Raw genomic sequence first — 22,442 nt, forward strand, 5'->3', positions numbered from 1 at the left:
CATTCATTTTGGTAAGTCAAAGTCTACTGATTAAATCGCCACGCCGAAAGGTTGCAGATAGCTGCTGTAAGGAAATCTCTTGTTCCCCATAAAGATCTTGCAGCGCACGTTGAATATCCTGTACTGAGGCATCGAAATAGGCTTCGCTATTTTGTTCAATCAGATGCTGTGCAGATTTAAAATTCTGATGGCTAATGTCTTTCATCTGAATATTCAAATCAGCAAGAAGCTTGCGTCCCATCTGCATGGCAATAAAGCATGAAGCATAGCGAACAACATCTGGATCGGCAGGATTTGGTCTTTTGCGACGATTTTCTGCAATTCTGTAAAGCTGAACGGCAATTACAACTTGCGATCCGTTCAATTGGTCGGTGAAGATTGCGTCATAAAGTTTTCCGAAATGCTCGCGCGAGAAGAATTTTGCTTGATGAGGCTTTTCTCGCCAAACAGATAGTATGGCTTCAGCAGCTACTCCTGAAGTAATATCTATCGGACGGGTACTAGAATCAGAACGCTTCCGGCGGTAATTGAATCCTAATTGCTGAATATCTATTTCCAGTCTTTGCTGGAGTTCGTCATTAGCGCGTAAATCTTTAAGATCTACGGGATTTTGACTATTAGTAGCATAAGTGATTCTTTGAACTAAACTTTCGTTTTCATGAGGTAATTGATAAAGCCGAAGCAGAACATAAGCTTGGGCATTTTCATGAAGCAAATTGTTGTCCCGCAAAGTTTTGAATATGGTCAGACAGGTTTGACCTCCATTGATAATTTGTAAATTTTCGACACGCACCTGATAATTACCATCTTGCAAAGCGTTGTACGAAAAGTTTTCACAAGTTAGGGTTATCCCATTATTGTAAAAGTAGAAATTGTTCTTCTCATTGCTGGTTAAAGTGTTTCTAATAGCCTCATTGACGCGATTACCTTGCAAGCCTAAGTAACGACGAATATTCCGCTCTAATAATCGTTCACCATGTCGTTCAATTAGTGCTGCGATTTCGGTGACGGAAATTCTGCCAACTAATACTCGGCTAAATTCCATATCTTCAACGATCGCCTTGCCACTTAGTTGCAAAGAATCTTTTACGGGTTTGGAAGCTTGCAGAATTTTGACCAAGCGTTCATGATTAATATGCTCCCACGTAACTTGACTGCCGAAGCCAGTGCGTTCAATAGCTTCCTGTGCAGACGCATTCCAATTTAGGCCATTGTTACAGGCTAATGCCCGAACCTGTGGGATGTAACCATCCCGAATCAAACTACGAGCTTCTTCGACTTTTGCGAGCAGTCGTTGATTAATATGTTCTAGTCTAGCTGCTGGATTAAATAAGTATTGAATTGCGTTGATTAAACTTTCAATGCCTTCTTGGGGAAAGTTAGAATCTCCTGCTAGCTTGTTTTTGTATTTTGCTTGAAACAAGCTAACTGTAAATTCACCATCATACTCTTCGGAAATGTGCATGGCATCTACGCCAAAGTCACCAGATCCTTCGGTCAGGCACTCGAAAGCGTCGTCATCTTCTAAATCCAAGATGGTTCTAACACATAGGTATACAAATGCGAGAGACTTGATTTTACCTTCATCTTGGATGTGCAATTCTTCGGCGGACTTTTGACGAATCTCGTTAACGACTGATGCTAATCGTTGGTCAATGATAGAGGCATTAATGTCCATGTAATTATTTACTTAGTATGTTCTCAAGAATTCGCTTCATTCAGTCGAGGCGGGAATATGGTCGGCTTGATTATGAGATAGTTGAGAATTTTTAATTCTTTTGCTGAAGCCAGTTAGTGAAATCGACGATATTCGTAAAACCCTTCAAGTCTAGATTGCACAGCCTCTGCATATTCTTGCAGGGCGACTGGGTGAAATTCATATTTCATTGCTGTGCAAGTTGCCGTATTTGGGCTAAGGCAATATCTCCGGGAATGGTTTGAACCGCGCCGCTATCAATTTCGGCAATGCGTTCTTGAGCTTTCTGCACGCCTTCTAATAAAATATCTCGATCGATTTGTCTTTCCATGCTCTCCACAATTTTGTCAATGAGGATAGCCTTGGCTGCATCTGGTAATGCAGTTGCTTCTGAAATGAGTTGGTCTAGGGTTAGCATTGGCTTGTTTGGCTATAAGGGGCTAGTCTGATTTTAACATTCTGTATTTAACGGGTCATTTTGGTAGCTCGTAGGCGCAAGCCGGGGCGCAGCCATCGCACTTCTCCTCATTTACCTCCTTTAGGTTTGGCGGATTTTTTTGGCAGTGCTGGCTGACTGGTCATCTTTGTATACAATTCAAACAGTTTTTCGAGGCGTTCGGTGTCGTTTTTGAAGCGGCGACCAATGTAGATTCGTTCCAGAATTTCGTCATTACGATCGAGCAGCGACTTCTTTGGGGTAGCGTGGTTTGCGCGGAGGTTGGGGGGCATGGTTTGGGGGTGACTCCCATTTGCTTTTAAGCACTTAAATCCTTCATTCATAAGGGTTTTAAGCTTTGGAGCTTCGTCATGTGGATTTGCATTTAATACCATTTCTCTACAATCGTGCAACACTCTTCGACCCCCCCTAGCCCCCCCTTGCCAAGGGGGGGAACAAGAATACTGTTGCATTCTTTTTTAAAATTGGTATAAGCACTTTTACGCCCAAAAAGGGAGGTAACGACTCTGCTCTAGCTAAGCTAACCATTAGAATCAATATCGCCCATGACAGCAAGCGCTAACTTAAACTTAAGTTCTTCACTGAAATCTTCCTCGAAAATAAGAGACTCAATCAGTTCACATAAAAACTCTTTAGAAATTTTTCCTTCTGCTACCCAGACGGCGATATTTTCCATTTATAGGACAAACTTTTTTACCACAAAATCGTAACCATTGAGCTTTAGAAAATAAGCTCCCAATACAATACTAGAGCGTTTATTTCCGTCATTAAAAGCATGAAACTTGTTGACAGCAAAAACTAGGTGAGTTAATTTGTGGTGAATCTCAGGATAATAGAGATCGTTTTGAATATGTTCTAATGCGCTCTCTAGTAGACTCGGATTATTAGACCCCGGAAAGCCGCCTGAGTTTTCGATAATCCAATCATGCAGCTCGATCGCATAATGAATGTCAAAGTAAAAAAAATCTGCTGCCATAACTTACCGATCCTTCAATCGCTTAAATACAGCCAAAAGAGCCGGATCGGAAAGTTGCTCTTCTAAAGAACGGCTGGTTTCTCCTAAAAATTTATCAAAGTCGCTCTCTGGAACACTTTGGATATACGCTTCTAATTGTTGATGCAGAGCATCCCGAAACCCTAAATCACGACTGGCCATTTTGATGCGGGCATCTTCAATAATTGGTTTTAGATAGGGGTTTTCCTCTGCCGATTCAAATAGCGAATCAACCTCTTTCTGTTTCAGCTTTCGTCCCACCTTTTCTGACTCGGCTTTCAGCTCTGCTGCCAAACCATTCTCTAGACTGGCAATGGCGATTAGAACTTCGGCATACATGGTATCACGGGGGCAATCTTTTTTGCCCAAGCTTAGGATCTGTTTATATTCTTCCGCCTTCTCTCGGAAAACAATCTGATACACTTTGTTGGTGTAAATGCCATACTTAAATTTACCCATGTCGAGGTAATTATCAAGGGCATCGGTAAAGGTTTTACGATAGCTAAATTCTTGATAGACTGCTGGTAAGTAATTGTTATCTCTCTGGTTAATATATTTGGTATGTCCGCCTGCCCTTTCTGCCATTATGTCAATGACGATATCTAAGATGCGCGATCGAATTGCACGGGCCCGATCGCTCTCTAGCAGTACCATTGCTAGATTTAGAGTCGCCCGGAAGGTGAAAACCCCTAAGACTGTGGTTTTGGTACCGTAATCAGTTACGGTAGCATCCATCAAAGCCTTGAACTCTCGAAGCTTCTGACCTCGTAGCACGGTATAACCATTAGCGCTCAGTTCATCGTTGTGACTGGATAGATACTTTTCAATTGTACTTTCGCTGATACCGAAAATCTCAATCAGTTGTTGTTTGGTAAAAAGCAGTTCTTCTTCATAGTAAGTGCCTCCTAATCCCAAGTATTCTTCTATTTTTTCTAGGGCATAGCGATTGTTGAGGATATTTTGGCGATCGAGTGGCGATGAAGTTAAATCTTTTGCCATCATCATTTTTATCCTTTGGTTTTACCTTTGGCAGACTTGTTGAGGGGCGCTGGCTGACTGGTCATTTTTGTGTACAATTCAAACAGTTTTTCGAGGCGTTCGGTGTCGTTTTTGAAGCGGCGACCAATGTAGATTCGTTCGAGGATTTCGTCATTACGATCGTGCGCTTCCCTAACCAGAGGGAATTCGGTATCCATACGATCGCGATCGTACATATCGGCGATCGTGGCTGGGAAATAGTGCTCCCGCGCTAGCAGGATATCTTCGGCGCAGCGGGTGAGGTCGGCTTTGTTTTGGTCGGTGAGGGTGGGGACGGGGAAGGTGTTCCAGCCGAGGGTGTTGGAGTAGCGATATCGGGTTTCTAGCTGGCCGCAGACGGTGGCGATCCAGACTAGGTGAAGGCGGGAGACTCCCAAAGCAATGTTCCAAAGTGGGGCATCGTAGAGAGCAAACGCTTGATCGGAGAGTATCGAGTTACTATCTAAGATTCCGATTGGAAGGTATTCCCTTCTTTCTGAGCAAATGCGCGGAAATACAATTGAGTATTCTTTAGCTATGCTCTGAATTTGTATAAACTTATGCGGCCATTCTGCTGCGATTTTAGTTGTCGGAGCTTTTGCATTCCGACGCATCTCTACAACCTCTTTCAGTCTCACTGAAACTGCATCAATTCTTGTAGCCTCTTTGACATCTGAGTCCTCAATCCAAAGACAGTACCTTTCTTTTCCTTGAATATAGTCTGCGGCACCCAGGTAACGTTTGATAAACTTTTTCGCTGCTGACGCAGATGCCAACAAATCTTGTTTCTGTTGTCTACTAAGACAGAGATGCCCACCATCTGAGGGTTGATTTCCTTTTAGCATCTCCGCTTGTTGACCCAAGGACTGGCGGGTGGGAAGAACAACAATATTAGCTCCTGCAAAGAGATATGGATTGATATTGTCAACTTCGCGAACTTTTACCAACCCTATTTCATCCATAGAAAAGATTTTTCTACTCTTGAGTGTAGAATTTGTAACGCCGATGATTACGACAGTGACTCCAGCATTGTGGCTGGCTAAGTTACTCCATTTGAAAGATAAGTGAGCAAAATTGATACATTGTTTCTTGTAATACACTAAAGGCCAAAGTAATGGAACTTGTTGTCCTTGGCAAATTGAATTAGTGCTCACAAAAGCAAAACTTCCACTGGTTGTCTCGATATGCTCAGAAGCTTTAACGAACCAGCCCGCCACATAATCAAAGTTTTTCCATTGGGACGTTTTGTTCTTAAATATTGCTTCTAGATCGCTTTTTTGGGCTGAAGTTTGATAACTACTTCCTTTGTACGGCGGATTCCCACAAATATAAGTCTCCCCACCCTCATTCTCAAAATCAATCTCCGCTTGATCTCGCGTCTCGCCAAACAAATCCAAATCCTCCCGCTGCACCTTCACCCCCGTCCCAGTCGGCGGACAAAGACTCAACCAATCCAACCGCAACGCATTCCCACAGGTAATCCAGTTATCGTCCTTCAGCGGCAAAAACTCAGCCAGCGCCAGCTTTGGCCCTCGATACATCACATCACATTGATACTCCGCAATAATCAAGGCCAACCGCGCAATCTCACAGGAAAAGTGACGCAATTCAATTCCCCGAAAATTCGTCAGCGGAATCTCAGATTTGCGATCGCCCTCACCCCGAAGACGATTAATCTCCGCCTCAATTTCCCTCATATTCTTATACGCAATCACCAGAAAATTCCCCGATCCACAAGCCGGATCGAAAACCCGAATTCGCGCTATCCGTTGCCGCAAATTCAGCAGCTTGCGGGCATTCTCCCCCGCTGCCTCCAATTGCGATCGCAAATCATCCAAAAACAGCGGATTCAATACTTTGAGGATATTCGGCACACTCGTATAGTGCATCCCCAACGCACCCCGCTCTTCATCATCCGCCACCGCCTGAATCATCGAGCCGAAAATATCGGGATTAATCTTTGTCCAGTCGAGATTGCCAACATGAAGTAAGTACGATCGGGCAATCTTGCTAAAACGCGGCACCGCCACCCCACCCGAAAACAGCCCTCCATTCACATAGGGGAATCCATCTGCCCAATTCCGAATCTTCGCCGCCTCCCGATCCTTAAGCGGCGTACACATCGCCCGAAACATCTCCGACAGCACCTCGTGCGTATTCGACGAATCACTCGCACTCATTTGTTCGATGGTGGCAGTGAAGAGGGCATTGCTGTGAAAGATATTCGTATCCTCGGCGAAGAAACAGAAGATTAGTCGCGCCATGAAGTGATTTAACGCTTCCCGGCGATCGGCATTGTCCCACTCCGGGTTCTCCTTCAGCAGCTCCACATACAGGCGGTTGAGGCGCCCTGTAGCCTTGATATCAAAGGCGTTCTCACGGATCTGCTTGACTGTCGTAATGCCCGCCAAGGGCAGGAAAAAACCGAAATGGTTGTGAAAGTCCGGGTAGTCGCAGGCGACTATCTCCCCATCAGCGAGGTTTTCGGCCTCAAAACTTTTGCCATCGGTGGCCAGGATAAACTTAACCTTATACCGAGCCGTCGCCGCACTATCCCGCAACGCCGTGAGGGTGTTTGTCACCTCGCCTTCCGGGCAAACCTTCACATGGATATTGTTACGCTGCAGCACGCCACCGAGATCCGATTGGTTTGAGCCACCGCTTTTGCTTTTGAGCCGCTTGAGAGTCGTCGGCTTGTTACCAAAGGCTTCGAGGAAGGCAAAGGGGAACTCTTCCGAGTCAAAGGGCGCTTCAGCCAGCCTGGAAACTGCTTCTTCGATTTCGACTGCATTCATACTTCGACCATAGGTAGCTCAGGGGCGGTAGCTCAGAGGTTCCATTATCGCCTGTTAACGCAATTTTGGATTTTACCTGATTTCTCGATCGATCTTCTGAGTTCAAGCGACACTACCCATGATTAACTCTGCGATGTAGAAATGCCCAGAAAATCTCTGGGAACCCAATGTCTATTAATATCATGTGCGATCAATTAATTATAATATGCCGATCGGGCGGGTTTTTGAGATTGTCAATTATTGGCAGATATTCTTGGTGAGGGAAACCCTACAAAAATCGAGGTAGATCGATCGGACATGATATAATTCCGATGCTACCGGAAACGATATTATACCAATTTTAAAAAAGAATGCAACAGTATTCTTGTCCCCCCCCTTTGCAAGGGGGGGCTAGGGGGGGTCAAAGAGTTTTGCACGATTTTAGAGAAACGATATTACCAGCCCCTACAGCATTAACTTAATTAAAAGAACGCAGACGAAATTTCATCTGCGTTCATCTGTGTTTATCTGCTAATATCTGCGGTCAAAAAACATCCCCATCCCACTACTTCGCCGCAGGCAAAGACAACTGAGGCGAAGTTTTAGGGTAGCTTCCATTCACGGGAATCGCCTCCGGTTCCTGCGAAAGCAAAAACTCACGAATTACCCTAGCAACAGCTCTTTGAGCTAAACCGCCGACTACTTTCTGCCCCATATTCTGCACTTCCGGTTTCACCAACAACTGCGGAAGAAGCTGCAATACTTTCATCGTGTCAAAACCGGGAGTTGATTGCAAAATATCCCAAATCCGCTTGATGTGTTCTAAGTTTTTTTGTTCAGTTGGTGAAACCACAGGTTGATTTGCCTTGACTCCAAACCATTCGCCGACTACAGCTTTGGCGTTAGCAAAAGCGTTGGTGGAAAGTGTGTCCAGACTTTTGACTAATTCCAGGACAATACGATCGCGAATGAAATCTCCTCTTTCGGAAAATAAATATTCTAATGCTTGGTTCAAGATTTTGCTGACATCGTAATCGTCGCTCTCACGGGCATTGTTGAGCAAGTTTTCTAAGCGGTTCCAGCGGAATTCGCCTTGTTTGAACAGCAAATCTTGCAGGGATGCTCTCAATTCCGGTGCGGGGTCGCTCAACAGCCGTTTTGCTACGTAAGGATAAGCTTTGCTCAACACTTTGAATTCTGGATCGACATTAATGGCAATCCCTTCTAACGTAACGAGCGATCGAATAATCAAAGCATAGTAAGCTGGAACTCGGAAAGGATATTCGTACATCACTGCCGAAAGTTCGTCAGTAATGCTTTTGAAATTTAGTTCGGCAACGCTAGCACCCAAAGCATTGTTAAATACGCTAGCTAAGGCCGGAATAATTGGCGTCAAATCCGTGTCTGGTGTTAAAAACTCTAACTTGACATAATCTTTTGCCAAACCTTCAAAGTCGCGGTTCACCAAATGCACCACAGCTTCCAACAAGCCGTACCGCTGATAAGGTTTCACTTCGCTCATCATCCCGAAATCGAGATAAGCTAATTGACCGTCAAGAGTTGCCAAAAGATTGCCGGGATGCGGGTCGGCGTGAAAGAAACCGTGTTCTAGCAGTTGTCTGAGAGAACACTGCACACCCACTTCAATTAAGTAAGGAGCATCGATTCCTTGAGCTTTAACGGCTTCTAAATTCGTAAGTTTGATGCCGGTGATCCACTCCATTGTTAAGACGCGGCGGCGGGTATATTCCCAGTAGATGCTGGGAACATAAATGTCTTTGATGTGGCCGTAGAGTTGGGCAAACCGTTCGGCATTTTGACCTTCGTGGGTGTAGTCCATTTCTTCGTAAATGCGCTCACCCAACTCGTCCATAATGCTTGCGAGGTCACTGCGAATTATTTTGAAGTTGTTTTGTGCCCAAACTGCAACGCGCCGCAGGATGTAGATATCTAAGCCGATGTTCTCGGCTAAACCTGGTCGCTGCACTTTGATTGCGACTGTTTCCCCGGTTTTGAGTTTGCCTTTGTAAACTTGTCCGAGGGAAGCTGCTGCGATCGGATCTGGGGTGATTTCTGCGTAGATGTCTTTGGGGTGGGCGCCCAATTCTTCTTGGATGAATTGATAGGCTACTTCGTTCGGAAATGCTGGCAATTGGTCTTGCAGCGTTGTTAGTTCTTCTAAATATACTGGCGGTACTAAGTCGGGCCGTGTTGAGAGTGCTTGTCCGATTTTGATGAAAGCTGGGCCGAGTTGGGCCAGAATTTCTCGCAGTCGGACGGCGCGACGCTTTTGGTTGGTGGCGGTACGACCTGTTTTGCCGTCGAACCACACACTGAAGGCAAAGCTAAAAAATGTCCAAACAACGCTCGACAGCCTTCCCCAGACTTGTAGAGGTCGATTTCGGTACTGGGCTGCGATCGCCACTGGATCGTACCGAACAGCATCTCCGGCCAACTCGAAAGCTATGTCTCTGGCTGATTTGAGCCGATCGTCCGTTACGACCTCCGTCTCTAGTGATACTGGTACTGCTTGCAGGGGAATTGTATTTGCATCTTGGAGATTGCCGAGTACAGCCTGAGTCCCTGAATTTACATAAGTTTGCGGGGAGGCTGGCGATACTGTCTTGACATTCATAAATCAGACCTAGTGTGAAGCATTGTAAATATATTGTAACAATTTAAGGAAGAAGACCCTTCTTCCTTCTTACATACTTACTCGCCGCTGGATCTTTGGAGCCGATCGCGCAGGCCGGATAGTTGCGATTGGCTGCTGACTGGCGATCGAGGTTGGGGCATTTCGGTATCGGGCCAGTTCGGTAAGTCGTTACAGGGACAGAACTCCGGGGGCATTCCGGTTTGTTTGAACACTACGGGCATAGCGCAGCGCGCGCAGCCACTGATTTCCCAAGCTGGTGTCAGCAGTTGGGCAATTGTTTCGTTTGTGCCTTCGAGGTAACAGTCTCCGCTGTCGCAGGAGATGATTTTTTGCCAGCAGTCTTCAAATTCCTGGCTGTAGCGATCGCCGGCATTTACCGATTTGGGCAGCAGCGCTTCGGAACCGTTGCGAATTAATACTTTTTTGCCTAACTGAAACCAGTAAGCAATATATTTTCTTACTTCACTATCTGATGCCATAAGTTTTAGTCAACCCTTCAACTAATTGATGATTTTAGACTTTCAATTTGAAATTAGCACTCTTTCTCAAGAGACATTTTATATTTTACATTATTTCAAAATTTGGCTATTCCTCATGTCAAATTGTTGTGCTATTTGCCCTGGGGAGTATGTTTTTTGACTAATTTCTGTGACTCTTGAGTTTTCAATCTTAGTTAAAATTATACCTGATTTTCAGTTAAAATTGTCGTTCGGGAAACCGAGATGTTTTCTCTCTTGTCGATCGCGACTCCGGCTGTTAATTTTTCAAGGGCGGCAGCGGTGTACCCAAAGCGCTTAGATTCAAGGCGTAACCTCCGGTGGCGAGATAAACAGTATCGGCGATCGCCCCGATGTGGCGCACGAGAGTACCGAGGCGATCGCGAAACAGCCGCCCCGCCGGATAAGCAGGCACAACGCCCCATCCGGTTTCTTCTCCTACCAAAATTACATCAGCCGCCGCCGACTTCAAACTAGCGAGCAAATCTTGCTGCGTAGTCGCCCAAACAGCCGCTTCTTGTTCCAAAAGATTCGCCGTCCAAGTTCCCAGGGAATCAATCAACAAACAATCTGAAGACTTGCTGGCCCGCACAACGGCCGATAATTCGATCGGCACTTCTAGAGTTGCCCAATCAACTGGGCGGCGATTTCGGTGCTGATCGAGGCGACGAAGCCACTCCAAATCCGTTTCATCAACCTGACCGGTAGCCACATAGATTACTTGTTTTCCCAAACCCGCCGCCAGAGTTTCGGCCCATTCACTTTTGCCACTTCGGGCCGGCCCAGTTACTAAGATTAATTGTCTCGATGTGGTGGGTTCTGAGTTACTCATTAGTCATTAGTCAGCAGTCATTAGTCAGCAGTCACATACAAAGGATTAAACACAATTATCCATTACCAATTACCAATTACCCATTACCCATTACCCATTATGATTTAAACGGCCAACTACCAAATGCTTTTTAAGCGATAATAGCATTGATGAGACAATATCAGAGTAAGTCGATCGAGAACCCCCGTATTTCCCAAGCTGTTATTTATGCCAGATCATCCTCAGATATCAGCGATTATTTGCACCCACAATCGCGCCGCCTATTTAGGTGGGGCGATCGACAGCTTGCTGGTACAGGATTTTCCCGACAACTTTGAAGTAGTAGTAGTGGATAACGCTTCTAGCGATTATGCCAGCCCCGAAAGTTCGATTTCGCGCACCCGCGAGGTGGTAGAAGCAAGACAGGGCGATCGGCGCCTCAAGTACGTCTGGGAACCGGAAATCGGTCTGTCAGTAGCCCGGAATACCGGCGCTAAGCAAGCTCGCAGTGAAATATTAGCTTATCTCGACGACGACGCTATTGCTGAGCCGAATTGGCTCAGGGTGCTGCACGCGGCTTATCAAAGCAATCAAAAACTCGCCGTAGCTGGTGGCAAAGTCAATGTGCTCTGGCCTTGTGGAGTCTCCCCGCCCCAATGGCTGTCAGCGGGATTGGCCCAGAACTTGGGAGCATATGATTTAGGCGATACTTGCCTGTACCTGACTGCTCCCGGTTTGACTCCCAGGGGGGTAAACTACTCGATCAGGCGCGCTTTTCTCGAACAAATTGGCGGCTTCGATGCCAAACTCGGTAGAGTCGGCAAAAAGTTGCTGTCAAATGAAGAATTGCGCGCCACAGAATTAGCATTAGAGCTAGGTTGGCAAGTAGTTTATCTACCTGATGCCCAGGTGCTGCACCATGTCGCGACAGAAAGGCTCAACAAAGCTTGGTTTCTAGAGCGCGGGTGGTGGCAAGGCATCAGCGAGTGTTATCGCGAACAATTGTCCGATCGAGCCGGTATTGCTCAGCTTGGGCGGGGGGGTGAAAGAATCTTGAGGGGTGTCTGGAAGTCTTTTAAATATATTAGAGATCCGGCGCTGCGTTTTGAAAATTTCGTTTTTGCCTGGGGTCAAATCGGTTATTTGAGCGCAGCCATCCGCGGCCTGATTTTTGCACCGAAATCGACCACTAGGTATTAGGCTATAGGCAATATCCCTCGCTGCTCAACTCGTTGGCGCGGCTGTGCCGATCGCACTTCATCCACCAAAACTCGACCGCATTTAGGTTCAAGCACTCGATTATGACATCTAGTTCATCCAAGATTCCGGTTTCAGTTCTCATTCCGGCAAAAGACGAAGAACTTAATCTACCTGCGTGTCTGGCCAGCATTGCCAGGGCGGATGAAGTTTTCATGGTTGATTCCCAAAGCAGCGATCGCACGGTGGAAATTGCCATCAGCACCGGCGCAAAAGTAGTGCAATTCTACTTCGACAACCGCTGGCCGAAAAAGAAAAATTGGTCTTTGGACAACCTGCCCTTTCGCAACGAATGGGTATTAATTGTCGATTGCGACGAGCGCATTCCGCCGGAACTTTGGGACGAAATCGCGCGGGCGATCGAAGACCCCAATTTTGACGGCTACTACCTCAACCGCAAAGTCTTATTTTTAGGTCAGTGGCTGCGTTACGGCGGCCGATATCCCGACTGGAATTTGCGTTTGTTCAAGCATCAAAAAGGACGTTACGAAAACCTCGGCACTGAATCCGTCCCCAATACTGGCGACAACGAAGTTCACGAACACGTCATTTTAGCCGGTCAAGTCGGCTACTTAAAAAATGACATGATCCACGAGGATTACCGCGATTTATTTCACTGGATAGAACGGCATAACCGCTATTCTAATTGGGAAGCTCGTGTTTATTACAATATTATTGAAGGGCGCGACGACAGTGGCACTATTGGAGCTCACTTATTTGGAGATGCAGTCCAGCGGAAACGCTTCCTCAAAAAAGTTTGGGTGTGGCTGCCGTTTAAACCCATGCTCAGATTTATTTTATTTTACTTCATTCAGCTCGGCTTTTTAGATGGAAAAGCTGGCTATATTTATGCAAGGTTATTGAGTCAATATGAGTATCAAATTAATGCCAAACTTTACGAGTTGCGTTGTTGTGGCGGTCAGTTGAATGTGGCCGAACCTGAGCCTACTTTGTCGCCGCCAGTAGTTATCAGTCAGGAGACAGAAGTGAAATTGCCTTAATATTTTGGAGGCATGGGGGAATTGGGAATTAGGAAAGCCAGCCCCGACCGAGTGGCTTGAGACATTTTCATTTAATAAGTTCTTCTAGGGATGGAAAAAGTAATTTTTCGGCGCTCACTTTTTCGCAATCACAAGGCTGTTGACTTGCGGATATTGCTGATACTTTTCCTAGCAGCAATTGGATGCTTTCGATTAGCAATGGTAGAGTTAATAAAATAATTGATGCTGATACTAGCAAGCTAATTAAGCCGTCAGCCCAATTCCAGTGTAGCCACGCGACGGCGATCGCAGCTAAAATTACTCCAACCGACGAAAAAATGTCGGCGACTGCGTGCAGAAACGCGCTTTTGAGGTTCAAGTCGCCGTGACAGCAGGAATGCAAGCAACAAGCATTAATCGAGTTGATGCTTAAACCGACTATGGCGGTAATTAACATCGGCAGCCCTTCTACTTCGGGAGTTGGGGACTGCAACCGGCCGATCGACTCTGCGGCAATCCACAGGGCGATCGCCACTAAACTGATACTATTAATTAAAGCAGCAATGATTTCTCCTCGTTCAGGGATTGACGATTGTGCGATCGTACAATCTACGGATTTACTTTTGCGTTTGACTGAGGAGTACCAAGTCGCTGTCAAAGTTATTGCTAAAGCTGCTACATCTGAAAAAACGTGACCCGCATCTGCTAATAGGGACAAACTATGAGAATTAAGTGCGGCGATTAACTCTGCTACAAAAAAGCTGCTAAGCAGTACCAATGCTGTTTGTAAAAGTCGAACTTTGCCAATTCTGGGATTTGTTGTATTCTCGCATTGTGCGATATCCTTGGCGTTTTCCGAGTCAAAATTGTCCCTAACTAGAAATGTCATGCAGCAGTCCTTAAGGTTAAACTCGATTTTAAATTAAACATTAAATTAACTATCAATGACCGATTATATACCAACTCCGCACCAAGATCCGGAAAATTTAAGCGCAAATTCCCCCAATTCTCAAATAAACGATCGTCCAATTAGCGGCAACCAGGCAAATATTTTAACAGGCGAATCTTTTGTTGATTTGCGGCTGTACAACCAATCAAAGTTCGATCGAGGAAAGCCTACTTGGGTAATTTTGCTTTGGTGGTTCGTGCAGGCGATCGCATTTCCTCTCACTCCACACCCTTTTAACGGCATCAGAAGCGCGCTGCTGCGGTTATTTGGAGCGAAAATAGGTCGGGGTGCGATCATTCGCCCCACGGCTCGTTTTACCTATCCTTGGAAAATTGCCATCGGAGACTACAGTTGGATCGGAGATGATGTTGTATTGTACAGTCTCGATCGAATTGCGATCGGCAAACACTGCGTCATTTCTCAAAAAAGCTACCTCTGCACCGGCACTCATAACCCTCAAGACCCAGCCTTTGGCTTAATAACAGCACCTGTGATCATTAATAACGGCGTTTGGATTGCCGCCGACTGCTTCATTGGCCCTGGTGTAGAAATCGGTGCTAACGCTTTAATCGGAGCTCGCAGCAGCGTCTTTAAAAATATGCCAGCTAGCTTTGTTTGCACGGGAACACCTTGTCGTCCCCGCTGTCAGCGAGAAATCAACAAAAGTTCGTAAGAGACATTGTACCGGGAAACTAAGCAGCTTTACAAGCTTGTTGCCGAATAGGAATTTCAATGACGAATTCTATTCCCTTTCCTAATCCAGGCTGGCAGTATAATCTGCCCCCATGCTTTTCAACAATAATTTGGTAACTGATAGATAACCCCAACCCAGTCCCTTTACCGATAGGTTTGGTGGTAAAAAAAGGGTCAAATACTTTCTGTTGTAAAGTTTCGCAAACTCCCCGACCATTGTCACTAATATAAATAGCAACCCAATTCTCGTCAATTACTTTTGTAGCAATTTGAATGCGGTTTTGGTGTTGTTTAATTTCTGCAAAGGAACGCTCCTGATTAGATTCCTCTAAAGCATCAATCGCATTGGAAATAATATTCATGAACACTTGATTTAATTGTCCGGCATGGCATTCTACTGGTGGAAGCTGACCGTACTTTTTTATTAGTTCAATCTCAGGATGATCTGGTCTTGCTTTTAAACGATGATGCAGAATGGTGAGTGTACTATCAATCCCTTCATGAATATTTACAGCTTTTACCTCTGCCTCATCTAAGCGAGAAAAAATTCGCATAGACTTGACAATCTCCTGGATGCGCTGCGTTCCTAAGTTGATTGAGTTAAGAACTTTGATAAAATCTTCCTCCACAAATTCCAGTTCTATTTCATCCATAGCTGCTTGAATCCGAGGGGTGGGATTTACATAATCTTCTTGATATAGGTGTATAATTTTTAGTAAGTTATGAGCGTACTCTTGGGCATAACCCAGATTGCCAGATATGAAATTTATAGGGTTATTTATTTCATGAGCAATCCCAGCCGCCATTTGCCCTAAGCCGGACATTTTCTCGCTTTGGATTAACTTAAGTTGCATTTGTTGTAAATCATCATAGGCTTGGCTAACTTCTAAAACTTTTTGCTCCAATAAGGTATTTTTTTCTTCTAATTTGTCAGCTAGAACATGAAGCTTTAAATGCAGCTTGACGCGAGCTAATACTTCCTCTTGTTGGAAGGGTTTGGTAATATAATCTACAGCCCCAAGCTTAAACCCCTCAACTTTATTAGCCGTATCCGAGAGAGCAGTCATAAATATAATGGGAATTTGTTTAGTTTCTGGATTAGCCTGTAATCGACGACAGGTTTCAAATCCATCAATCTCTGGCATCATGACATCTAGCAAGATGAGATCCGGTAGAGCATATTTGACTCGCTCTAGTGCCATCTTTCCAGATTTCGCAACCCGAACTTCAAATCCTTCCTGACTTAAGGCATCAGATAAGACACCCAAGTTGGCTGAATTGTCATCAACTATAAGAATCGTACCATTTGCTTGAATTTCTAAATTCATAAACCTTACTTGTAGGACTCAATAAACGTTAAAAGCTCTTCGTCTTGAAAGTCCTTTGCCATTTGATGCAATCTTTTAGCAAAGGGAATGTATTGGGTATCTATTTCTTCAAGTAATACCGCCTGCTTAACTATTTCTAGGAAATTTCCTTTCATAGCCAGCTCGTAGAGCATTTCCATTTCTTTAGCTGGCGGGGCAATTAGCTCATTGGTGTCTGAAGCGATCGCCAGTGGCTCTTCATTAGCTTCGTAAACCCATTCCAAATGAAGATACTGTTGCAATTTTTGCAGGAGTTCTGTTGCCTGAACAGGTTTGGGAATAAAGGCGTTGCCTCCTGCCTCTAAACTTCTGTATTGATCAGTTTCAAATACGCTGGCAGAAGAAACAATAATCACGGTGTCTTTGAAATTTTCCGATTCTCGAACCCGCTTAATTACCTCGAAGCCATCTAGTTCGGGCATTAATAAGTCGGTAACGATTAAATCTGGCTGCACCTCTATAATCTTTTCCCAGCCTTCCAGCCCATCGTTCGCTTCAAACACCTCAAAGCCGATCGGACTGAGCAAATTGTTAATTACCGAACGGTTAGCCCATTTGTCATCAATAACCACAATCTTAGGTTGGCAATCTTTGATGCCGATAATCTGCCCGTGATGGTCGATTTGAGACGTTTTTACCCATTCATCGGCTTGAGGCAGACTAACATCAAACCAGAAAATACTGCCAACATTCATCTCACTTTGAACCTGAATGGTACTGCCCATTAGTTCTACAATCCTTTGGCTAATTGCCAATCCCAGCCCAGTGCCCTCCGTCTGCCGTCTGCGATCTCCAACCTGCTCGAAGGGCTGAAAGATAGCTTCGAGTTGCTCTTGGGCAATGCCGGTACCTGTATCGCGTACTTCAAAGCGAATTTTTCCTTCTGTTGCAAAACTGACTATAAAAGTAACACTGCCCTCATCCGTAAATTTAATAGCGTTGCTCAAAAGATTAAATAACACTTGTCGCAAGCGTTTTTCATCCGCACGAATACCGATCGGGAGTTCTGGGCTGGATGGAAAATGAAAGTGAATTCCCTTAATTTCAGCTCGGATGCGAGACATTTCTGCTACACCTTGCAGGAACGCCGGGAAATGAAAATCTGTGGGCATTAGTTCCACTTTCTGTGCTTCAATCTTCGACAAATCGAGAATATCATTGATTAACGTTAGTAAATGCGAACCGCACTGATAAATAACATCAATGCGCGATCGCTCTTCTTCATTCAACACTTTGGAACGCTGAAGAATCTGCGCGTACCCCATGATGCCATTAAGCGGAGTCCGCAACTCGTGGCTCATGTTAGCAAGGAATTCACTTTTGGCCCGACTAGCTGCTTCTGCAGCTTCCCTGGCTTTTTCCTGTACGATTTCTGTTTGTTTGCGATCCTGGATATCGATGCAAGTGCCAACCCACTCCCGGATGCTGCCATCTTCATCCAGAAGTGGCACCCCTCTAGCTTGGAAATAACGATAGTTTCCATCCGTTCCGCACATTCGATATTCCATCTCAAACAGGCTTCTCGTTTGCACTGCTTCCATCCACACCTGAACTGTTCGTTCCCGATCGTCCGGGTGGATTGTATCTAACCAGCCAAAACCAACCACCTCAGCTTCCGTTTGTCCGTTGTAAGCTCTCATACTCGGTGAATCCTGGCATCTTCCTTCAGGATCGGTTGTCCAGACAATTTGGGAGATGGCAAGGGTTAGCGATCGATAGCGTTCTTCGCTTTGTTTTATAGCATCTTCCGCTTGTTTGCGATCATGGATATCGGTACAAGTGCCAATCCACTCCCGGATGCTGCCATCTTCATTCAGAATTGGCACCCCTCTACCTTGAAAATAGCGATAGTTTCCATCCGCCCCTCGGATTCGATATTCTATGTCATATAGGCTTCTCGTTTGCACTGCTTCCATCCATACCTGAGCCGTTCGTTCGCGATCGTCTGGGTGCATTGCATCTAACCAGCCAAAACCAACCACTTCCTCTACGGTTTGTCCGGTGTAAGCTCTCAGAGTCGGCATATCCGGGCATCGCCCCTCAGCATCCCCCGTCCAGACAATTTGAGACGTGGCAAGGATTAGCGATCGATAGCGTTCTTCGCTTTGTTTGATAGCATCTTGGGCAAGTTTGCGATCGTGGATATCATTGCAAGTACCAATCCACTCGCGGATGTTGCCATTTTCATCCACAATTGGCACTCCCCTACCTTGAAAATAACGATAGTTTCCATCCGTTCCCCGGATTCGATATTCTATGTCAAACAGGCTTTTCGTTTGCACTGCTTCCATCCAGGCCTGACTCGTTCGTTCCCGATCGTCCGCATAAATTGGATCTAACCAGCCTAAACCAAGCACTTCAGCTTCAGTTTGCCCGGTGTAAGCTCTCCAACTCTGTAGATCCGTGCCTCTTCCTTCAGCATCGGTTGCCCAGACGATTTGGGATGTGGCAACCATTAGCGATCGATAGCGTTCTTCGCTTTGTTTTAAAGCATCTTCCGCTTGTTTGCGATCGTGGATATCGCTACAAGTGCCAACCCACTCCCGGATGCTGCCATCTTCATTCAGAATTGGCACCCCTCTTACTTGAAAATAACGATAGTTTCCATCCGCTCCCCGGATTCGATATTCTATGTCAAACAGCGTTTTCGTTTGCACTGCTTCCATCCACACCTGATTCGTTCGTTCCTGATCGTCCGGGTGAATTGCATCTAACCAGCCCAAATCAACCATTTCAGCTTCGATTTGTCCGGTGTAAGCTCTCCAACTCGGTAGATCTGGGCTTCTTCCTTCAGCATCCGCTGTCCAGACCATTTGGGACGTAGCAGCGATCAGCGAACGATAGCGTTCTTCGCTTTGTTTTAGAGCATCTTCGGCAAGTTTGCGATCGCTAATGTCATTATTAATTTCGAGTTGGGCACAAGGCTTCCCTTCCCCATCGCGCTGTAATGTCCAGCGACTTGCCACAATAATCTGGCGACCATCACTGGTGGTGTGCTGCACTTCTCCTTCCCAACTTCCCTGCTGGAAAAACTCTGCCCTTACGATTTCTAACGGTTTAGGAAAGGCTGTTTCCAAGCAGGTGTGAATGTACTGCCCTACTACTTCCACTTTTGTCCAACCATAGAGCTTTTCTGCACCTTGGTTCCAGTATATGATCCGGTCATCCATATCCCGAATAATGATACTATCGCTGGCTAAGTCCAGTATTTCTAGGGTTTGACGGAGTGTTTGCTCGACTTTTTTGCGATCGGTAATATCTCGTGTTGTGGCGATCAGGCCGAGGATATTGCCATTAGCATCCCGCCAAGGAGCTTTTGTAGTTAAAAAGGTCCTAGGGGTTTCATCAGAAGAGATATCTTCCTCGTAAGTCTCAGTGATTCCTGTTGCCATGATTTGACGATCTTTTGCCATCATTTCACGGGCAGCGTTAGGCAGTAATTCCCAATCATCTTTGCCGATGATTTCCTCACTTGGCTTGCCCAAGAAGTTTGCCGCATTGGAGTTAATGGCAACATAACGCCCTTCTCGATCTTGAACAACAATGAAGTCGGGTGTACTTTCCAAAATAGAGTTTAGCAGTGCATTGCGATGGCGCAGAGCTTCTTCAGCTTGTTTGCGATCGGTAATATCTCGTGTGGTGGCGATGATGCCCAAGATATTACCATTACCATCCCGCCAAGGAGCTTTTGTAGTGAAAAAAGTCGCGGTTTTTTCACCGTCAGAGACCTCTTCCTCGTAAGTCTCACTGATGCCTGCTGCCATGAGTTGGCGATCTTTCGCCATAATTGCACGGGCACTCTCAGGCGGCAGTAATTCCAAATCATCTTTGCCGATGATTGCCTCCATTGGCTTGCCAAAGAAGTTTGCCAAATTCGAGTTAAGGGCAATATGACGCCCTTCCCGATCTTTAACAACAATGAAGTCGGGCGCACTTTCCAAAATAGAGTTTAGCAGTGCGTTGCGATCGCGCAGCTCAGTTTCAGCTTGTTTGCGATCGTTAATGTTTCGTGCTATGGCGATAAGGCCGATAATATTGCCCTGAGCGTCCCGCCAAGCGGATTTTGTGGTTAAAAAATAATTGCTGGTCTCACCATTATAAATTTCTTCTTCATAGGTTTCAGTAGTGCCTGCTTCCATAATCTCGCGGTCTTTTGCCATTATTGGAACGGCCGCCTCCGGGGGCATCAGTTCCGAATCATCTTTACCCACAATCTCCTCTATGGGTTTACCGTCAAAGAAGAAGTTTGCCACAAAGGAATTAATGGCAACATATCGGCCTTCCCGGTCTTTAACCACAATTATGTCTGGCGTACTTTCCAAAATAGAGCTCAGCAAGACGTTGCGATCGCGCAGCGCAGCTTGCTGTTGGCGCAGAGCTTCTTCAGCTTGTTTGCGATCGGTAATATCTGTATTAGCCCCAATCCATTCCCGAATTGAACCATCCGCATTCAGAATTGGGACACCACGACAACTAATGTAGCGATATTCCCCGTCATAGCGACGCATACGGAATTCAGCTTCATAGAACGATCGATTGGCAACAGCCGTTGACCAGGCAGTGGCAATATAGGAGCGATCATCTGGATGTATTGTGTCTAGCCAGCCCCAACCCTTGTAATTATCAAAGGCCTCTCCTGTAAATGCACTCCAAGTAGGTTGCTCGATCGCCATTTCGCCGTCCGCATTGCAGATCCAAATAATTTGAGCAGTGGCTTCGGTTAAAGAACGAAATCTTTCTTCACTTTGTTTCAGGACATCTTCTGCGGTTTTGCGATCGCGAATATCCCGCGATACAGTGGCAATCCCTATGGGTTCGTTAGTCTGCGGGTGTTTGACCAGAAATAGAGTGTAATCTAACGGGATGGGTTGACCCGTTACGAAATGTCTGAAGCGATAATCGCTCCGCCAATCCCCCTCTTGCATTAGAGTAGGCAGGACGCGCTGCTGTATGAATTCCAGATCTTCTGGCATGAAGAAATCGTTCATGTGTTTGGTTCTGGCTTCCTCCAAACTACTGAGTCCCACCAAATCCAGACCAGCCTGATTCACGAGTATAGGGCGACCATCCATTGAGGCCACGCCTATAAAGTCACGGCTATTCTCGATCGTGGTAGCCAGTAATTGTCGTTCTTCCTCTGCTTTTTTGCGATCGCGAATATCCCGCACAATAGTGGAGATAAACTCAACTTCGCCCGCTTCGGTTTTGTGAACGATCAAAACCTGAGAGACTGGAATTTCTTCCCCATCGCGTGACAAAAATAGGATTTCACCAGCCCACCTACCCTCTCGCAAGGCGGTGGGAATTATATCGTTGTGGAATTTTGCCCTTGCCGAGGGAGCTAACACAGAATCTATACTAAATGAAGAGCGTGCTTCTTCTGGGGACATCCCCAGCATTTCCTGTCCGGCTTTGTTGAGATAGACGCTATGCCCAGCCGCATCATAAACTTCTACTAAGTCGGAAGTTGCTTCCAAAATTGCCGTCAGTCGTGCCTGCTTTTGTTCTGCCCGCTTGCGAGCGGTAATTTCAATCACAAGGGCACCAACACCAAAAACCAGGTCATTTTCATCCCGCAAAGGATAGTAAGATGCTTGCCAGTAGCGCAGGATTCCCGGTTGTCTCGGAGTTTCACCCACTACTTCATAGTCGAGAATTGGCTTGCCCGTATCCAGAATTTCTTGCAAGATTGGTCCCAGAGTCGCAGCCAATTCTGGCAGCACTTCACACAGCGACCTACCAATATGATCTGCCACACAAATGCCATTGAGCTCTGCCATAGCTTCGTTAATTTGGACGTACCGAAGTTGGCGGTCTAAAATCATCAGTCCGGCATTCGCAGCAGCAAAAAAAGCGTCGAAGTGAGCCTGTCGCAATACCTGTGCTGTTGTGCTCTCTTGCTGTGGCGGTTGGGTTTTCTTTGGTGGGAATTTGCTCATGTTGGCTCGTGCATTTCAGCTTTTATTCTACAACTTCTGTCCAATTGGGCGATCGCGACGTTTTCGTTTTATCCTATTTGGGTACTGAAAAAAACGTTCAGTAGCGCGACCATTAGGCTTTCAATCTGCGATATATGTATCCCTTGCGATACTATTTCCCTTAATTATTCGGATGTATCGCCAAGTATTTCTATTACTCATCAATTCTATTCCTAATCAATCCTATTGGTAGAACATTGGTGACAACATAAGCTAGGGAAGCGTTTGTCAATCAGCACTTAGGCTCAGCATTTACTTAGATTGGGGGTGGAGAACTTAGATTTGGGCGATCGAGCAATCATGGCGATCGCCTCGC

The 22,442-nt window shown here is 45.7% G+C and carries 17 protein-coding genes; 3 read left to right on the forward strand and 14 right to left on the reverse strand.

Annotation, left to right across the window (positions count from 1 at the left end; genetic code table 11):
* Nucleotides 1–16 precede the first annotated feature (16 nt).
* From QUB37_RS11215 to cobU, 10 genes are all read right to left on the reverse strand, one after another.
* Complete coding sequence (locus QUB37_RS11215; RefSeq protein ID WP_333161888.1) at nucleotides 17–1,678, reverse strand: AIPR family protein; 1,662 nt, start codon at nucleotides 1,676–1,678, stop codon at nucleotides 17–19.
* Between the two features lie 205 nt (nucleotides 1,679–1,883).
* Entirely contained in the window at nucleotides 1,884–2,114 is a 231-nt protein-coding gene (locus tag QUB37_RS11220) for an addiction module protein (RefSeq protein ID WP_333053276.1), read from the reverse strand.
* 107 nt (nucleotides 2,115–2,221) lie between these two features.
* Nucleotides 2,222–2,476, reverse strand: coding sequence for a type IIL restriction-modification enzyme MmeI (locus QUB37_RS11225; protein ID WP_333161891.1), 255 nt, complete (start codon nucleotides 2,474–2,476; stop codon nucleotides 2,222–2,224).
* Nucleotides 2,477–2,673: 197 nt separating this feature from the next.
* Nucleotides 2,674–2,829, reverse strand: coding sequence for a hypothetical protein (locus tag QUB37_RS11230; RefSeq protein WP_333161893.1), 156 nt, complete (start codon nucleotides 2,827–2,829; stop codon nucleotides 2,674–2,676).
* Nucleotides 2,830–3,129, reverse strand: a complete 300-nt coding sequence (locus tag QUB37_RS11235) for a type II toxin-antitoxin system death-on-curing family toxin (RefSeq protein WP_333161895.1) — start codon at nucleotides 3,127–3,129, stop codon at nucleotides 2,830–2,832.
* A gap of 3 nt (nucleotides 3,130–3,132) precedes the next feature.
* On the reverse strand, nucleotides 3,133–4,152 hold the full coding sequence (locus QUB37_RS11240) for a DNA-binding protein (protein WP_333161897.1): 1,020 nt from the start codon (nucleotides 4,150–4,152) through the stop codon (nucleotides 3,133–3,135).
* A 2-nt stretch (nucleotides 4,153–4,154) separates the two neighbouring features.
* Nucleotides 4,155–6,959, reverse strand: coding sequence for a DNA methyltransferase (locus tag QUB37_RS11245; protein WP_333161899.1), 2,805 nt, complete (start codon nucleotides 6,957–6,959; stop codon nucleotides 4,155–4,157).
* 544 nt (nucleotides 6,960–7,503) lie between these two features.
* Nucleotides 7,504–9,573, reverse strand: coding sequence for an AarF/ABC1/UbiB kinase family protein (locus QUB37_RS11250; RefSeq protein WP_333161901.1), 2,070 nt, complete (start codon nucleotides 9,571–9,573; stop codon nucleotides 7,504–7,506).
* A gap of 77 nt (nucleotides 9,574–9,650) precedes the next feature.
* Nucleotides 9,651–10,073: a hypothetical protein gene (locus QUB37_RS11255; RefSeq protein ID WP_333161903.1), complete on the reverse strand. Its 423-nt coding sequence runs from the start codon at nucleotides 10,071–10,073 to the stop codon at nucleotides 9,651–9,653.
* 277 nt (nucleotides 10,074–10,350) lie between these two features.
* On the reverse strand, nucleotides 10,351–10,923 hold the full coding sequence (gene cobU, locus QUB37_RS11260; protein WP_333161905.1) for a bifunctional adenosylcobinamide kinase/adenosylcobinamide-phosphate guanylyltransferase: 573 nt from the start codon (nucleotides 10,921–10,923) through the stop codon (nucleotides 10,351–10,353).
* Between the two features lie 207 nt (nucleotides 10,924–11,130).
* Between cobU and QUB37_RS11265 the strand changes: the two genes are divergently transcribed.
* Nucleotides 11,131–12,102 (forward strand): glycosyltransferase, encoded by a 972-nt coding sequence (locus QUB37_RS11265; protein ID WP_333161907.1) that lies wholly within the window; start codon nucleotides 11,131–11,133, stop codon nucleotides 12,100–12,102.
* Between the two features lies 1 nt (nucleotide 12,103).
* Here QUB37_RS11265 and QUB37_RS11270 read toward each other — a convergent pair whose 3' ends face one another.
* Nucleotides 12,104–12,316: a hypothetical protein gene (locus QUB37_RS11270; RefSeq protein ID WP_333094623.1), complete on the reverse strand. Its 213-nt coding sequence runs from the start codon at nucleotides 12,314–12,316 to the stop codon at nucleotides 12,104–12,106.
* Between QUB37_RS11270 and QUB37_RS11275 the strand changes: the two genes are divergently transcribed.
* Nucleotides 12,243–13,160 (forward strand): glycosyltransferase family 2 protein, encoded by a 918-nt coding sequence (locus tag QUB37_RS11275; RefSeq protein WP_333161963.1) that lies wholly within the window; start codon nucleotides 12,243–12,245, stop codon nucleotides 13,158–13,160. The two genes, QUB37_RS11270 and QUB37_RS11275, sit on opposite strands and share 74 nt — an antisense overlap.
* 67 nt (nucleotides 13,161–13,227) lie before the next feature.
* On the opposite strand, the gene QUB37_RS11280 is transcribed toward QUB37_RS11275, so the two are convergent.
* On the reverse strand, nucleotides 13,228–14,028 hold the full coding sequence (locus QUB37_RS11280) for a cation diffusion facilitator family transporter (RefSeq protein ID WP_333115529.1): 801 nt from the start codon (nucleotides 14,026–14,028) through the stop codon (nucleotides 13,228–13,230).
* A 55-nt stretch (nucleotides 14,029–14,083) separates the two neighbouring features.
* Here QUB37_RS11280 and hpsU point away from each other — a divergent pair, with 55 nt between their 5' ends.
* Nucleotides 14,084–14,761: a hormogonium polysaccharide biosynthesis acetyltransferase HpsU gene (gene hpsU / locus QUB37_RS11285; RefSeq protein ID WP_333161909.1), complete on the forward strand. Its 678-nt coding sequence runs from the start codon at nucleotides 14,084–14,086 to the stop codon at nucleotides 14,759–14,761.
* A gap of 19 nt (nucleotides 14,762–14,780) precedes the next feature.
* Here the strand turns inward: hpsU and QUB37_RS11290 are convergent, their stop codons facing one another.
* On the reverse strand, nucleotides 14,781–16,109 hold the full coding sequence (locus QUB37_RS11290) for a response regulator (protein WP_333161911.1): 1,329 nt from the start codon (nucleotides 16,107–16,109) through the stop codon (nucleotides 14,781–14,783).
* Between the two features lie 5 nt (nucleotides 16,110–16,114).
* Nucleotides 16,115–22,087, reverse strand: a complete 5,973-nt coding sequence (locus QUB37_RS11295) for a PAS domain S-box protein (protein WP_333161913.1) — start codon at nucleotides 22,085–22,087, stop codon at nucleotides 16,115–16,117.
* Between the last annotated feature and the right edge of the window lie 355 nt (nucleotides 22,088–22,442).

The sequence above is a fragment of the Microcoleus sp. AT3-A2 genome (genome assembly GCF_036705685.1).
Classification (GTDB): domain Bacteria; phylum Cyanobacteriota; class Cyanobacteriia; order Cyanobacteriales; family Microcoleaceae; genus Microcoleus.

Coding starts and splice junctions, on each gene's coding strand:
- hpsU (WP_333161909.1), top strand. CDS start 14,084: ATGACCGATTATATACCAACTCCGCACCAAGATCCGGAAAATTTAAGC.
- QUB37_RS11225 (WP_333161891.1), bottom strand. CDS start 2,476: ATGAATGAAGGATTTAAGTGCTTAAAAGCAAATGGGAGTCACCCCCAA.
- QUB37_RS11290 (WP_333161911.1), bottom strand. CDS start 16,109: ATGAATTTAGAAATTCAAGCAAATGGTACGATTCTTATAGTTGATGAC.
- QUB37_RS11270 (WP_333094623.1), bottom strand. CDS start 12,316: ATGAAAACTTCATCCGCCCTGGCAATGCTGGCCAGACACGCAGGTAGA.
- QUB37_RS11240 (WP_333161897.1), bottom strand. CDS start 4,152: ATGATGATGGCAAAAGATTTAACTTCATCGCCACTCGATCGCCAAAAT.
- QUB37_RS11235 (WP_333161895.1), bottom strand. CDS start 3,129: ATGGCAGCAGATTTTTTTTACTTTGACATTCATTATGCGATCGAGCTG.
- QUB37_RS11265 (WP_333161907.1), top strand. CDS start 11,131: ATGCCAGATCATCCTCAGATATCAGCGATTATTTGCACCCACAATCGC.
- QUB37_RS11280 (WP_333115529.1), bottom strand. CDS start 14,028: ATGACATTTCTAGTTAGGGACAATTTTGACTCGGAAAACGCCAAGGAT.
- QUB37_RS11255 (WP_333161903.1), bottom strand. CDS start 10,073: ATGGCATCAGATAGTGAAGTAAGAAAATATATTGCTTACTGGTTTCAG.
- QUB37_RS11250 (WP_333161901.1), bottom strand. CDS start 9,573: ATGAATGTCAAGACAGTATCGCCAGCCTCCCCGCAAACTTATGTAAAT.
- QUB37_RS11245 (WP_333161899.1), bottom strand. CDS start 6,959: ATGAATGCAGTCGAAATCGAAGAAGCAGTTTCCAGGCTGGCTGAAGCG.
- QUB37_RS11220 (WP_333053276.1), bottom strand. CDS start 2,114: ATGCTAACCCTAGACCAACTCATTTCAGAAGCAACTGCATTACCAGAT.
- QUB37_RS11215 (WP_333161888.1), bottom strand. CDS start 1,678: ATGGACATTAATGCCTCTATCATTGACCAACGATTAGCATCAGTCGTT.
- QUB37_RS11230 (WP_333161893.1), bottom strand. CDS start 2,829: ATGGAAAATATCGCCGTCTGGGTAGCAGAAGGAAAAATTTCTAAAGAG.
- cobU (WP_333161905.1), bottom strand. CDS start 10,923: ATGAGTAACTCAGAACCCACCACATCGAGACAATTAATCTTAGTAACT.
- QUB37_RS11295 (WP_333161913.1), bottom strand. CDS start 22,087: ATGAGCAAATTCCCACCAAAGAAAACCCAACCGCCACAGCAAGAGAGC.